13 protein-coding genes are annotated in these 15374 nt (G+C 33.4%); 12 read left to right on the forward strand and 1 reads right to left on the reverse strand.

Features of this window, described 5'->3' with window-relative positions; translation table 11 throughout:
- The first annotated feature begins 29 nt into the window (after positions 1 to 29).
- From E0F91_RS00975 to E0F91_RS01005, 7 genes are all read left to right on the forward strand, one after another.
- Positions 30 to 2123 (forward strand): DEAD/DEAH box helicase, encoded by a 2094-nt coding sequence (locus E0F91_RS00975; protein WP_132064509.1) that lies wholly within the window; start codon positions 30 to 32, stop codon positions 2121 to 2123.
- 219 nt (positions 2124 to 2342) lie between these two features.
- Positions 2343 to 2978, forward strand: coding sequence for a hypothetical protein (locus E0F91_RS00980; protein ID WP_132064510.1), 636 nt, complete (start codon positions 2343 to 2345; stop codon positions 2976 to 2978).
- A gap of 439 nt (positions 2979 to 3417) precedes the next feature.
- On the forward strand, positions 3418 to 4560 hold the full coding sequence (locus E0F91_RS00985) for a BamA/TamA family outer membrane protein (protein WP_132064511.1): 1143 nt from the start codon (positions 3418 to 3420) through the stop codon (positions 4558 to 4560).
- A 229-nt stretch (positions 4561 to 4789) separates the two neighbouring features.
- A complete protein-coding gene (locus E0F91_RS00990) occupies positions 4790 to 4990 on the forward strand; it encodes a DUF4177 domain-containing protein (RefSeq protein WP_073355212.1) in 201 nt (66 codons plus the stop codon).
- Positions 4991 to 5215: 225 nt separating this feature from the next.
- A complete protein-coding gene (locus E0F91_RS00995) occupies positions 5216 to 5635 on the forward strand; it encodes a hypothetical protein (protein ID WP_132064512.1) in 420 nt (139 codons plus the stop codon).
- Between the two features lie 122 nt (positions 5636 to 5757).
- Positions 5758 to 6249 carry a hypothetical protein gene (locus tag E0F91_RS01000; RefSeq protein ID WP_132064513.1) on the forward strand — a complete coding sequence of 164 codons (492 nt, stop codon included), beginning with the start codon at positions 5758 to 5760 and terminating at the stop codon, positions 6247 to 6249.
- Positions 6250 to 6252: 3 nt separating this feature from the next.
- Positions 6253 to 6981: an LVIVD repeat-containing protein gene (locus tag E0F91_RS01005; RefSeq protein WP_132064514.1), complete on the forward strand. Its 729-nt coding sequence runs from the start codon at positions 6253 to 6255 to the stop codon at positions 6979 to 6981.
- Here the strand turns inward: E0F91_RS01005 and E0F91_RS01010 are convergent.
- Complete coding sequence (locus E0F91_RS01010; protein WP_132064515.1) at positions 6978 to 7634, reverse strand: TrmH family RNA methyltransferase; 657 nt, start codon at positions 7632 to 7634, stop codon at positions 6978 to 6980. The genes E0F91_RS01005 and E0F91_RS01010 overlap by 4 nt on opposite strands.
- Positions 7635 to 7856: 222 nt before the next feature.
- Between E0F91_RS01010 and E0F91_RS01015 the strand changes: the two genes are divergently transcribed.
- The 5 genes from E0F91_RS01015 (at position 7857) to E0F91_RS01035 (ending at position 15369) form a co-directional block, all read left to right on the forward strand.
- A complete protein-coding gene (locus tag E0F91_RS01015) occupies positions 7857 to 8552 on the forward strand; it encodes an SIR2 family NAD-dependent protein deacylase (protein WP_132064516.1) in 696 nt (231 codons plus the stop codon).
- Between the two features lie 115 nt (positions 8553 to 8667).
- Positions 8668 to 10014 carry an adenylosuccinate lyase gene (purB, locus tag E0F91_RS01020; protein WP_132064517.1) on the forward strand — a complete coding sequence of 449 codons (1347 nt, stop codon included), beginning with the start codon at positions 8668 to 8670 and terminating at the stop codon, positions 10012 to 10014.
- A 185-nt stretch (positions 10015 to 10199) separates the two neighbouring features.
- The gene (locus E0F91_RS01025) at positions 10200 to 12440 is read left to right on the forward strand and encodes a cation:proton antiporter domain-containing protein (RefSeq protein ID WP_132064518.1); all 2241 of its coding nucleotides are present in this window, start codon (positions 10200 to 10202) and stop codon (positions 12438 to 12440) included.
- 432 nt (positions 12441 to 12872) lie between these two features.
- Entirely contained in the window at positions 12873 to 13478 is a 606-nt protein-coding gene (locus E0F91_RS01030; RefSeq protein WP_132064519.1) for an NAD(P)H-dependent oxidoreductase, read from the forward strand.
- A gap of 1 nt (position 13479) precedes the next feature.
- The gene (locus tag E0F91_RS01035; protein ID WP_132064520.1) at positions 13480 to 15369 is read left to right on the forward strand and encodes a monovalent cation:proton antiporter-2 (CPA2) family protein; all 1890 of its coding nucleotides are present in this window, start codon (positions 13480 to 13482) and stop codon (positions 15367 to 15369) included.
- Positions 15370 to 15374: the final 5 nt, after the last annotated feature.

Genomic DNA, 15374 nt, shown 5'->3' on the forward strand with positions numbered 1-15374 from the left:
GCATCTGAAAAATCCTGGAAATAAGAAAAATGACAACAATCGAAAATATTGATTTAGACAAGAATAATGTAGAATTTAATAATGCTTCTGAATTTGTGAAGCATACTGACAAACTTATTTATTTAACCGGAAAAGCAGGAACTGGTAAAACAACATTCCTAAAATCTTTAAAAAATAATACAACTAAAAATGCTGTAATCTTGGCTCCAACTGGAGTGGCTGCAATAAATGCTGGAGGCCAAACAATTCATTCTTTTTTTCATTTACCTTTTGGTCCATTTGTAGTAAATGACAAAAGATTAAGATCGAGTAAAGAACTTGGAGATTTAGAAGATACAACTATTTACAGCACTTTTAAATATAAAGAAGAAAAAAAAATAATTATTAAACAGCTCGAACTTCTAATTATTGATGAAATTTCAATGGTAAGATGTGATACACTTGATGTAATTGATAAAATTTTAAGAGTTTTTAGACAAAAACCTTTTTTACCATTTGGAGGTGTTCAAGTTATATTAATTGGAGATACTTTTCAGCTCCCACCTATCGCAGATTTTGCTCAATGGGAAATCTTAAAAAATTATTATGAAAGCCCGTTCTTCTTTAGTTCAAAAGTTGTTATCGAAAACAAACCAGTTTATATTGAACTCAAAAAAATATATAGACAAAAAGAACAAGAGTTTATTGATTTATTAAATAAAATAAGAGTAAATCAAATAAACGATTTAGAGCTTAATGATTTAAACAAAAAATATAATCCAACTTTTTCATCTAATGGAATTAATAATCATATCATTCTATCAACAACTAACGCACAAGTAAACCAAACGAATGCGACAAAATTAGACGAGATAAAAAGTGAAACTAAAATTTTTGAAGGAAAAGTTACAGGAATTTTTCCAAAAGACAGTAAAGGAAGTTTTGTATTACCAACTGAACAAAATTTACATTTGAAAGTTGGTGCTCAAATAATGATTTTAAAAAATGATTCTGGCGAATTTAAAAGATATTTTAATGGAAGAATTGGAAAGGTATTATCGCTCGAAGATGATAAAATTATCGTTGAGTTTTCCGATGAAAGCAAAGTTCAAGTTGAGAAAACATCTTGGAACAATATTCAATATGTTTGGAATAAAGAAAAGCGTAAAATTGAAGAAACAACTATTGGAACTTTCACACAATATCCATTAAGATTAGCTTGGGCAATAACTGTACACAAAAGTCAAGGTTTAACATTTGAACACGTTTATGCAGATTTAGGTAATGCATTTGAAGACGGTCAAGTTTATGTTGCATTAAGCCGTTGTACTTCATTAAGTGGACTTGTATTAAAAAGCCAAATTCCAAGAAATAAAATTAGAACAAATAATAATGTTATTGAATTCGCTAAAACAGAAACTCCAAGTACTTTAATCGTTCAAGAATTAAATTCTGGAAAAGCTGATTATTTTTATAGAAGAATTCGTGAAGATATAAAGACATTAAATTTTAACGAAGCATATAACAATTTTATTAAAGCATTAAAATTCAGAAATGACATTGAAACAGAAATATTTAAAAAATATTTTGTAACAACTGCCAGTAAGTTTGTTTCATACAAATCAAAACAACAATTTCTATTTACTGATTATCAAGTAATAAAATCAGAAAAAGAAGAGATTAAAGCAAAACTATTGATAAATGAAAATGAAAACATTGAATTTGAAAGCAAAATAGAAGAACAAAACAGAGGATTAAAAATTTTGTTAGAGAAAACTCGTGATCATGAAAAACTCTTAGAAAATGAATTACACAAAACAAAAAAACTTAATAGCGAAATTATACAATTAAAGAGTGAAAACGAAAAATATAAGTCTGAAAATTTAACTTATAAAACAGAAATACAACATTTAGAAAACAAGAAAAATGAACTAAAAAAGATAAAAGAAACAAAAGTGTTAGAAATAAATCTTTTAAATAAAGAAAACATTAAACTTGAAAATAAAATTTCCAATTTTGAAAATGAAATAATTGGACTTAAAACAAAACAAAATATTTTAGAAGATATTAATAGAAAAAACGAAATTGAAATAGAAAGGCAAAAAAACCTAAAATGGTACCAAAAACTTGTAGGGAAGAAATAATGCCAGCCACTAACCCCGATAGCGCAGTTTTGCAAACTGTGCCCACAACAATAAGCACATAATCTATAGAAAATACTAAATGTGATTGCTTCGTTCCTCGCAATGACTCCGTAATGGGATGTCACAGTTTAAAACTGAAAACTGCTTTTTAACCAAGCAATACACTTGTAAAACCTCTTAAAACTAAAATCAATAACAAACCTTAAAATAAATTACAAAATGAAAAAAATGATTACCATTAGTTCCCTTTTAGTTTCCGCAATGCTTTTGAATAGTTGTGCTTCCGGGTATAAAAAAATAAATCCTGAAACAATAAATTACGCATCCAAAAGTATGGAAAGCAATATTTTACTAGAATACAAATACGATTTGTTAGCAAAAAAATATAAAAAGAAAGAAACTAAAAATAACATCAAACTCATTGCAGTCAAGATTACAAATAACACCGAAAATGAAATTGTTTTGGGAAGAGATTTTAAACTCTCTTATGAAAACGGTAATGAAGTTAGTTTAATTGAAACTGAAAAATTATTTAAAACTATCAAACAAAGTCCAGCTTCCTATTTATGGTACTTACTTTTAGCTCCAGTTCAATTACAATCAGGAACTACAACAACATCAAATGGATTTTATACGGAAACTAAACCTGCAAACACATTTCCAATTGGATTGATAGCAGGTCCAGGATTAGCTACTGGTAATATGATTGCAGCAAGTACAGCAAATAAGAATTTTAAAAATGAATTGATGCAATTTGATCTTAATGGAAAAACAATCAAAAAAGGCGAAACGGTTTATGGTTTAATAGGTTCAAATTCGAATAGCTATGATTCAATTAAAGTAAAGATACAATAACGCCGCTCCGCAAAGTATCTCTGAAAACAAATAAATTTCTAGCAAAAGCTGCGCAAATGTCTCTGACTTTGCGCAATTTTAGAACTTGATAGGAAAACTAAAACATCATAAAGTCTCTGACTTTCATCAATCCCAATAACGCGGATTTACAATCCGTGCCCACAACAATAAGCATTTAAACTAAATGTGACTGCTTCGTTCCTCGCAATGACTCAATAAACCGGATCGACAGGTTTTGCAATCCTTGCCCACAACAATAATCACTTAATCAAAATAAAATGCTAAATTTGATTGCTTCGTTCCTAATAAAACTAACCAACAAATAAAGTTAAATTGCTAAAAATTCTTGACTCAAATCAATTGATTTCCATTCAAAAAACAACTATACTTGTTGCCTGAATAGGCAGCTGTTTTTATTGTATGATTTTACTATTAAACTATGAGCGTTAAAAATTTATTAGCAACGGTAATGATTTGCTTTCTGTGTAATGTAGGTGCTGTAAACGCACAAAATGTTTTTAAAAGATACTTTAATCATCTTGTTAATGATTCCACTGACGTAGCCCAACCTCAACTTTTAATATATCCAACTTTAGCCTACGCTCCTGAAACCACTTGGGAAATTGGTTTAAGCTCGCTTTACGTCTATTATGCCAAACGAGACACTACAAATAGGTTAAGTGAAATTAGCGGATTCACTTTCTTTACGCTTGAAAATCAATATGGTTTATGGTTTGACCACGCTATTTATTCAGATCAAGACAAATTGTTTTTACTGGGGAAATTGCGCTTTCAAAGTTTTCCACTTTTGTATCACGGTATTGGCAACAATTCTCCAAAAGAGTATGCGGCACTTGTCAATGCCAATCAAATTTTGATCAAAGAACGTGTGCTAAAGAAAGTAGCGAAAAATTTATTTTTAGGTTTGGAGGTAGAATATCAAAGTCTGTCCGGTGTTGATTTTGTTTTAGAAGATGCTAATAATGGTACTTTTCAATTTCCTTTAGGTGCTAATGGATCTAATAATTTAGGTTTGGGTGCAGGAATAGTGCTAGATAACAGGCATAATGTTTTAAATGTCCGAGATGGTTTTTATTCTGAGTTGGCTTTTTTGCATTCCAATCCAACTTGGGCAAGCACTTATAAATTTTCTTCTGTTTATTCAGATACCCGTATTTATAAACCCATTGGTAAAAACAATGTTTTAGCAGCGCAAGTTTTGGGGCAGTTTAATTTTGGAGATGTGCCATTCAATCAATTGGCACAACTTGGGGGCGAAAGTATAATGCGTGGCTACTATTACGGAAGGTATAGAGATAAGCACCAACTGGCTACGCAAATTGAGTATCGAATGTTACCGCTTCCTTTAAAATTTACCAAAAGAATTGGGGCAGCCGTATTTGCAAGTACTGGAACCGTTTTTAATAACACAAATGATTTGAGCGTTCCTAATTTAAAATTCTCTGGTGGTGCGGGTTTACGCTTTTTACTATTTCCAAAAAAAGACATTTGGACCCGAATGGATTATGCAATTACCAAAGAAGGTGGCGGATTCTACTTGTTTATTGGTGAGTCTTTTTAAAATAATCGATCAGCCGTAACCTTGGCCCCTATCGCAATAAATTTTGATTCGTTCCAGCGGCGATACCCAAACACTAAAAAAAATATAAAATGTAGGCACTTCGTTCTTGGGAATGAATTAGTATGTTGGCACTATTTTTTAAATAGAAGAAAAATATTTTTTTGTAATACATTTCAACTACATTTACAGAACAAGAGAGAACATATTTTAATTACCAAAAAAAAACATTATGAAAGAATACAAAGTAGAAAGTTTAATTTATTACTCTAAATTGACTTTAGATTCAAAGCACATTGCTAATGACTCAAAAAAAGAAATTCAGGAAAAACTAGATGAATATGCAGCAAAAGGATATCGATTCACTACATCAACGTCAACAAATTTTGGTTCTGCCATTTATATTCATTTGTATTTTGAAAAAGATATTTAATCAAAGTCAGACAAGAATAGATTTGATTGATTAAAAAATCCATGCTTACAAGTGAGACCATTTCATTGCATGTTAACACTGAAATGGTCTTTTTGGTGTCGTAAAGCAATCGGCTCTTTGTGAATTTGTACAATTTTTAGAACTTGAATTAATTTAAAAAATGAGAAAGCCGCAGACTTTCATCAAAACGCTCAAAATGCTAGTAATTAACAACAACTGAACGTAATGAAAAAAATACACTTCAATCACTTAACCTTTAAAAAATGGACGTCACTTTTAATGGTACTTTCTATCGTTTGTATTCTAATTGGTGGATTTGAAATTTTTGAATTTGAATACAAAAGAACAAATAGAATGTTAGCATCAATAGGTTATTTATGCCAAGCAATATACTACAGTAAAATGTTTTGGTTTAAAAACTATGTTGAATGGAATAAACTGGGAATGAACATCAAATTGAATAGTTTTTTAAGCAAATCAATCACTTTTGAAAATGTCGAAAAATTGGAATTAGACAATAATACATTGAAAATAATACAGAAATCTGGAAGGAACAAAATATTCGAAATTGATGACGTTCCTCGTAATGATTTGGAAAAACTCATAGCAATAATTCAACAAAATAGCGGGATTGAAAGCACCTAGTTTCTAGAAATTGAAAATTGTGGATTAGTGCTCACAAATACAAAAACTTCTTTACCAAAAATTAACATGCGCCACACGCAACCAAAAGCGCTTTTGACTATCTTTAAAAAAAGATTTCGCAAATGAAAAAAATAGTACTTCTCCTGCTGGTTTCATTTTTATTTATTTCCTGTTGGCCAACAACGGAAAACGGTGACTTTACACGACAAGAATACAAACCGGTGATTATTTCCCGCAGTACTCTGGAAAGTTCCATTGCGTTTCAAAATGCGCAGCCCATTATTAAATCGGGAAAAATCTACATCAAGGACAATTTCATGTTTATCAATGATGTGAATAAAGGTTTTCATGTTTATGATTACACAGATCCTACTAAACCTGTCCGTCTCCATTTCATCAAAGCGCCTGGGGCTACTGATTTAGCCATCAAAGGAAATATGGTGTACATCAATCAAGCAGTAGATTTAGTCACTGCCACATTTGATCCTATCACCAAAGTTTTTACGGTTACCAACAGAAACAAAAATGTGTTCCCGCAAAAGCAAGCTCCAAATGGTTTATTTGGCTACACCAAAGAAAATGAAATAATAATCGACTGGACTTTAATCAAGTAACACATGAAAAAAATTATATCCTTCGTATTACTCGTATTTATAATAGGTTGTTCGGACAGTGATAGCGCGCAAAACGGCGATACAGGGCAAGGTGGTTCACTTGCTGTTTTTGCCATAAAAGGAAACTATCTCTACGGCGTTGACCAGATGAAGTTGAATGTATTCTCGCTAATCGATTCTGAAAAGCCGGTGAAAGTCAATGAGATTCCAATAGGTTTTGACATAGAAACCCTGTTTTCATACGGAGATAATCTCTTTATTGGATCCAGAAACGGGATGTTCATCTATTCGATCAGCAATCCTGAAAACCCAACGAAATTATCGAGTGTGCAACACTTTACCGCTTGCGATCCTGTCATTGCGAACAGCACACATTCCTATGTAACCTTGAATTCAAACGCAACTTGCGGCAATAACACTAACGTTTTGCAGATTTATGATACTAAGGATCTTACGAATCCAAAATTAATTCATAGCAGAACACTAACACAACCCAAGGGAATTGGCTTTTACACCACTGATTATCTGTTGGTGTGCGATGATGTTATAAAAATTTTCGACATTAGAAATCCAGTTGAACCTATTTTGGTTCATGCTATTGACAAAAATTGTTTTGATGTAATAGTGCGAGACAACACCTTATTTGCCATTGGCAACAAAGGCGTATACCGCTATAAAATGAATCCAAATGACATCAAAGACATAAAACTAGAGAGTGAAACAACGTTTTAATGTTCCTCAAAATACCGTGCTTCGATTCTTTTAATGTCTTTTATCGAATTTTTGGCCCAAGCCAAACGCTTTTCTAAAATTTCATTTTCGGATAAATGCCAATCAATGTTGGAGTTGCGCAATCGATTCGTTAAGTTTTGAATGATGATTGCTGCTGAAACCGAAATATTCAAACTTTCCGTGAAACCTACCATCGGGATTTTTAGGAAACCATCGGCACGTTTCAAAATTTCTTCGGATAATCCGTCTCTTTCGGTACCAAAAAACAAAGCACTCGGTTTAGAAATATCAAAGTCTTCCATCAAACAATCCTTCTCGTGAGGCGTCGTAGCAATGATTTGGTAGCCTTGATTTTTTAAGGTATCGACACAATTCGCAATGCTATCGAAGGTGTTAATATCTACCCATTTTTGAGCGCCCATGGCAATTTCTTTATCGATACTTTTTCCGTAGCGTTGCTCGATGACATTCAATTCCTGAATTCCGAAGATTTCACAACTGCGCATCACCGCACTTGTATTGTGCATTTGGAAAATATCCTCCACAGCAATTGTAAAATGCTTGGTTCTGTTTTCCAATACTTTTATAAATTTTTCTTTTCGGTTGTCTGTTAAAATGTTTTCAAGAAAAGCGAGGTAATCGATATCAACCATTGGGAATTATTTTTTGCAAAAATAGTAAAAAAGAGTAGCTTTATAACTTCAAATTGAGTTTTGACTTCTCTTCGGTTTATAGTGTTCAACAGTAACGGAATCGTGATTGTTGACGGAATTTGCGTGAGGGATAGAGGCGGTATCCTTTTTTGGGCTTTTTTTGGCCCTAAAAAGATAAAGCCGAAAGCCCGACCCTTGTGGTCACGCCCAAATAAAAAAAATATGAAAAAGAAACTAGTGGTTTTGACAGGAGCCGGAATTAGTGCTGAAAGCGGTATCAAAACCTTTAGAGATAGCGACGGACTTTGGGAAGGGCATAATGTTCAAGATGTGGCCACTCCGGAAGGCTGGCGTAAAAATCCAGCTTTGGTACTTGATTTTTACAATCAAAGACGAAAACAGCTCAAGGAAGTAGAGCCAAATCTTGGACATCAGATTCTTGCCGAATTAGAAAACTATTTTGAAGTGTACATAATCACACAAAATGTAGATGATTTACACGAACGTGCCGGAAGTTCTAATGTTTTGCATTTGCATGGCGAATTATTAAAAGTCCGAAGTAGCAAAAACCCAAATTACATTTTAGATTGGTCAGAGGATTTGAATTTTGGTGATTTCGACGAAAATAATAACCAATTGCGGCCGCATATTGTTTGGTTTGGCGAAGAGGTTCCAGCGCTTGATGAAGCAATAACCATCACTCAAAGTGCGGATTATTTTGCAGTAATTGGAACCTCTTTGCAAGTGTATCCTGCAGCTGGATTAATTGATTACGCGCAACGGGAAACCCCTATTTTTTATATTGATCCAAAACCTATAAAAATTCCAAACCTTAGAAATCCATTGGAGGTCATTCCAGAAGTAGCTTCGAAAGGAGTTGCCTTCTTGAGAGAAAAATTACTTGGTCAATTGCAATGACAACAACAGTTGCAATGGCAAAAAATCAATTATAATTGCAATAAAAATCTAAACTTATAACCCATAACTTGTAACTTATAACTATTTTTGTGCCTTTCGAACAAACAACTAAACAATGACTACTTTAAACGAATTGAATGCTATATCGCCAATCGACGGACGGTACAGAAACAAGACTATTTCTCTGGCTCCATTTTTCTCTGAAGAAGCCTTAATCAAATACCGCGTACTAGTTGAAATTGAATATTTCATTGCTTTGTGCGAAGTGCCTTTGCCACAACTTGCAAACGTAAACCCAAATTTATTTGAAAGTTTACGTGACATTTATAAAAACTTTTCTACTGAAGATGCACTTTGGATTAAAGAAACGGAGAAAGTAACCAACCACGATGTAAAAGCGGTGGAATACTTTATCAAAGATGCATTTGAAAAACTAGGTTTGTCCCAATATAAAGAGTTTATTCACTTTGGATTGACTTCTCAAGATATTAATAATACCGCGATTCCTTTATCTACAAAAGAAGCTTTCGAGAAAGTATACATGCCTTCTTTGATTACTTTGACGTCAAAATTGAAAGATTTAAGTGTGGAATGGCGCGATATTCCAATGCTTGCCCGTACACACGGACAACCCGCTTCTCCAACGCGTTTGGGTAAAGAAATAGGTGTTTTTGTAGAACGTTTAGAGGAGCAAATGCGTTTGTTGTTTAATGTTCCTTTTGCTGCTAAATTTGGTGGAGCAACCGGAAATTACAACGCCCATCATGTGGCGTATCCACAAATTGACTGGAGAAAATTTGGAGGGAAATTTGTAGAAGAAAACCTGGGGTTGCACCACTCCTTCCCTACTACACAAATTGAACATTACGATCATTTCGCTGCCTTTTTTGATGCGTTGAAAAGAATAAATACCATCATTATTGATTTAGACCGAGACATTTGGACGTATGTTTCGATGGAATATTTCAAACAAAAAATCAAAGCAGGAGAAATAGGTTCTTCGGCTATGCCACACAAAGTAAACCCAATTGATTTTGAAAATTCAGAAGGAAATTTAGGAATTGCGAATGCGATTTTCGAACATTTATCAGCTAAGTTACCATTATCAAGATTGCAACGCGATTTGACGGATAGTACCGTTTTGAGAAACATTGGTGTGCCAATAGGACATACAATAATCGCTTTTGAAGCTACTTTGAAAGGATTGAACAAATTATTATTAAACGAACCAAAATTCCACGAGGATTTAGAAAAAAACTGGGCTGTCGTTGCTGAGGCTATTCAGACTATTTTACGTCGGGAAGGATATCCTAATCCGTATGAAGCGTTGAAAGGATTGACTAGAACCAATGAAGCGATTGATAAAAATGCCATTCATGGTTTTATTCAAACCTTAGACGTTTCGGATGCAATTAAAGCCGAATTGATGCAAATCACACCTAGTAATTTCTTAGGAATATAGATTAACAAAATTATTCGATTTTATAAAATCCCGTTGAAAAGGAACAATAAATTCTTTTGAACGGGATTTTTGTTGCTAAAAAAATCATAAAAAGCGGTATTTAGCATTAATTGTGCTTTTAAAATTAAAGTTTTTTTATATCTTACCACAGTACACAAAAACGTAAAAAAAACAACTAAACGCCTATGAATCCCGCAGAAACAGTAGCAACTGTATCACACCACTTGCAACCTTTAATTAGTGATTTAGGATTAATCCTAATGACCGCCGCAGTAGCCGTTTTGTTATTTAAAAAAATCAAGCAACCACTGGTTCTGGGTTATTTAATTGCCGGATTTTTAGCTGGAAATCATTTTGATTTTTTTCCTTCAGTAAAAGATATTAAAAGCGTTGAAGTTTGGGCAGAGATTGGCGTAATCTTTTTGTTATTCAGTTTAGGACTTGAATTCAGTTTTAAGAAACTGATGAAAGTAGGCGGAACAGCATCAATTACCGCCATAACACAAATCCTTGCAATGGTCTCCATAGGGTATTTAGTAGGTCAATGGATTGGCTGGAAACCCATGGACAGCATCTTCTTAGGAGTAATTCTTTCCATTTCGTCCACCACAATTATCCTAAAAACGTTTGACGAGCTGGGCGTAAAAACGCAAAAATTTGCGGGAATCGTTATTGGTTCTCTTATCGTTCAAGATATCGTTGCCATTTTAATGATGGTATTGCTTTCCACAATTGCAGTGAGCCAACAGTTTTCAGGAAGTGAATTGTTATTATCTGTTTTTAAACTGATCTTTTTCTTGACCATTTGGTTTGTTGGCGGTATCTTTTTCATCCCCACCTTACTAAAAAAAGCAAAAAGTATTCTTACTGATGAAATGCTTTTAATCATTTCACTGGCGTTGTGCTTAATGATGGTTATTCTTGCTGCTAATGTTGGTTTTTCACCTGCACTAGGTGCTTTTATCATGGGTTCTATCATTGCCGAAACGACTCAGGCAGAACATATTGAACATTTAGTTAAACCCGTTAAAGACCTTTTTGGAGCTGTTTTTTTCGTATCTGTTGGTATGTTAATTAACCCTGATACGTTGTACGAATATGCTTTACCTGTCGGTATTTTAACTTTTGTCGTGATTTTGGGACAATCCATCAGTTCAACAATTGGCGCACTCGTTTCCGGTCAACCTTTAAAACAATCCGTGCAGACCGGAATGAGTTTATCGCAAATTGGAGAATTTTCCTTTATTATTGCAACACTTGGAATGACTTTGAATGTAACCAGTGATTTTCTGTATCCTATTGTTGTAGCCGTTTCAGCAGTGACCGCATTTACGACTCCATTCATGGTAAAATTCTCTACTCCATTCTCAGAATATCTGGAAAAAAAATTACCCCGAAGATGGATCAAAAAAATTGAAAGGTACAGTGCTAATACGCAATCAATTAAATTAGTAAGCAATTGGCAAATAGTAGTTCGTGCTTTTTTGACACAGGTAATCATCCATTCCGTAATTATAGTAGCTCTTATTTTACTTTCATCCAAATTCATTTTACCTCTAGTTGAAGGATCACAATTTGGTAATATATTCGCTGCATTAATTACGTTAGTAATACTTTCCCCTTTTTTGTGGGCGCTATCCTTGCGTCGCGTTGCGGTTAAAGAAGTAGCCATTTTAAGAGAAGAACGCAAATATCGCGGGCCCATTCTGATGATGGTTTTACTGCGAATGGTATTAACTCTTTTTTACATTGGATTTTTATTAAATATCTTTTTCTCCCCTATAATTGCCTTTATAGCACTGATAGCGGCGGTTGTTGTCTATTTTGTTTTTCCAAAAAAATTAAATGCACAATACCAAAAAATAGAAGATCACTTTCTAAACAATCTAAATGCCCGAGAGATAAAAAAAGCCATCCGAAGCAGAAGTCATTTAACCCCTTGGGATGGTCACATGACTACTTTTGATATTGCACCAACTTCCAACATTGCAGGAAAAACATTAGAGGAACTGCGCATTAGGGAACAATTAGGAATTAATATCGCCTTTATCAAAAGGGGAGAAATTATGATTAATATACCAAATAAAAATGAACGTTTATTCCCGGGAGATGAAATTTGTGTTATTGGAACTGACCATCAAGTCAAAGAATTTAAATCTTATTTACATCAAAATGAAATAGAAATCCCGGAAAAAGTATCTGACATCGATATTATTCTAAAACAATTAGAACTTAAAGAAGAAGAATTTATTGGTACCACCATACGGGATTCTCAGTTACGCGAAAAAACAAATGGTTTGATTGTAGGAATCGAAAGAAGTGGAAAAAGGATTTTAAATCCAGAGTCAAGTATGATTCTAGAAAAAAATGATATTCTTTGGGTAGTAGGAAGCAAAAAACTATTGACCACCTTTTTCAAAAATTAAACAAAAAACAATTAGATGGATTAACCGCTTTCATACGACTAGCTGATTAATTCCTAAAAAACCGAACAATGTCTTTAAATAAATTACTTCGGGTCAAAGCCCCAGAAGTAGTAGCAAAATAAAAGCCACAGATTCACAGATTTTCAATAATTTTTATTAATCTGTGAATCTGTGGCAAAAAAATTGAAGCAAAACTTCAAGGAATTAAACCTAAAGAGATTAAATCGTGTCAGAATGATTTTATATTTTGACAGAATTTTATATTTGTCCGTTACTAAAAGTTATAAAATAGCTTTTCAACCGATTGCTATTAAAAATACTAAACAATATTTTATATCTTTCAATAAATTTAAAAAGGACAAAAAATACTGTAAATCTGAACTTTAAACACCTGTAAATTTTTAAAAAATAAATAGTTAACAACTAATTTTTATGTCAAAAAATAAAATTTTAATCCTATTTTCTCATCCATTATTCGAAAAATCACATGCGAATAGGGCTTTAGTGGAAAACATACCTAATTCAGAAAATATCACTTTTCATGATTTATATGAGGAATATCCAAATTTTGACATAGATGTAAAGCATGAGCAAGTTCTTCTAAGCCAACACGACATCATTATTTGGCATCATCCAATGTATTGGTACAGTTGTCCACCATTAATGAAACAATGGATTGATATGGTACTGGAACACAACTGGGCATATGGAAAAAAAGGAAAAGAATTACAAGACAAAATTATATTTCAGGTCATTACCACTGGAGGCGATAAGGAGAATTATTGTGAAACAGGCAGCGATCGTTATAGTATTGTTGAATTGTTGGAACCGTTCAATCAAACGGCAAAGGTGTGTAATATGATTTACTTACCTCCTTTTGTAGTTCATGGAACTCATAACATGGCAAAAGAAGATTATGACAAAAACGGAGCCGTTTATGGTTATTTACTTGACTATTTAGAGAACAGCGATTTGGATTCTGAAACCATTTTGCAATACCATTATATGAACGAATGGTTTGCTACAATACAAGTTTAATATGGATACCAATTTTTTACTACAAGCAATTATTTATTTATCGGCCGCTGTAATTTGCGTTCCTATTGCAAAAAAACTAGGCTTAAGTTCTATTTTGGGCTACTTATTAGGTGGAATTGTTATTGGTCCTTATGTTTTAGGCTTTATTGGTCAGGAAGGCGAGGATATTATGCATTTTGCTGAATTTGGAGTGGTTATGATGCTGTTTTTAATTGGTCTGGAACTAGAGCCTCGCAAGTTTTGGAAAATGCGAAAATTCATTCTTGGCATGGGATCTTCGCAAGTATTAGGAACCACTGTTCTTTTATTTGTCGGATGCCTTATTTTTATGGATTGGAAATGGGAAACTGCCTTAGCCATTTCGCTGGCATTGGCATTATCTTCAACGGCAATTGTATTGCAAACTTTAAAAGAGAAAGGATTGTTGAATACATCCGTAGGTCGATCCTCTTTTGCTGTTTTACTGTTTCAGGATATCGCTGTGATCCCAATATTAGCTTTTTTACCGCTACTTTCAACTGTAAATCTTGAAGCGACAAGTGATGCGCCACAATCCTTAATTACAGGCTTTCCAAGCTGGTTACAAACTCTAATTGTTTTGGGGATTATATCGACTATCTATTTTGCCGGTCGTTATGTATTTGTTCCCTTATTGCATATAATTGCAAAAACTCGATTACAGGAATTATTTACTGCCTCGGCATTATTATTAGTAGTAGGTGTTTCCTATTCGATGCAATTGGTTGGATTGAGTCCTGCACTTGGTGCTTTTATGGCTGGAGTTGTATTGGCTAATTCTGAATTTCGACATGAATTAGAAGGAGATATTGCTCCATTTAAGGGATTACTTTTAGGCCTTTTTTTTCTAGGCGTTGGTGCATCAATAAACTTTCAATTAATTATTGAAAATCCTCTTTTCATTTTTATTTTTGGAGCCATCCTAACTTTTATAAAATTTCTAGTTTTATTTGTAATTAGTAGAATTCACAAAAAAAACAACAATCAAAACCTTTTATTTGCTTTTGGATTGAGCCAAGCAGGTGAATTTGGCTTTGTAATCATGAGTTTTTGCATGCAATTAAGTATCATTCCTAGTGTTTTGGCAAATCAAATGATGGCGGTAATCGCTATGAGTATGCTTGCAACTCCTTTTTTACTGCTAATAAACGAGCGAATAATTTATCCCAATTCCAGAATCAAAGAAAAAGTGACGGAAAATAAAAAAGATGATGATTTCATAGATGAAGACAATCCTGTTATTATTGCTGGTTTTGGCCATTTTGGTAGCACAGTAGGACGTTTATTGAGAGCCAATAAAGTAAAATCGACTATTCTAGATTATGATTCTGATCGAATTGATTTATTACGAAAAATGGGTTTCAAAGTGTATTATGGAGATGCAACACGATTGGAATTGCTGAAAGCGGCTGGTTGTGAAAACGCCAAACTTTTTATTGCAGCCATAGACAATCCATCAGTGAATTTACAAGTAATTGAAACATTAAAAAAACATTTTCCACATTTGAAAATCTTGACTCGTGCCCGCAATCGAAATGATGCTTATGAACTAATCGATCATAAAGTCGAGCATATTTACAGAGAAACATTATACAGCGCTGTAAATATGGGTGTTGACGCCTTAGTTGAATTAGGTCATCGCAAGTATACAGCCACTAGACAAGGACGGCAATTTATAAAATATGACGAAATAACTACTCGTAAATTAGCGGAAAGACGTCATGATAAAATGGCGTATATGATTACCATTAAAGAAGAAATTGAACTACAGGAACAGTTACTGAAAAGCGATCTATATTCGCAGATTGCAGCAACAAACCATAGTTGGGATAGTGAACATTTGAAAAACAACCTCTCTGAACCCGCTGATTAGAAATT

The sequence above is a fragment of the Flavobacterium sandaracinum genome, assembly GCF_004349135.1.
GTDB classification, from domain to species: Bacteria; Bacteroidota; Bacteroidia; order Flavobacteriales; family Flavobacteriaceae; genus Flavobacterium; species Flavobacterium sandaracinum.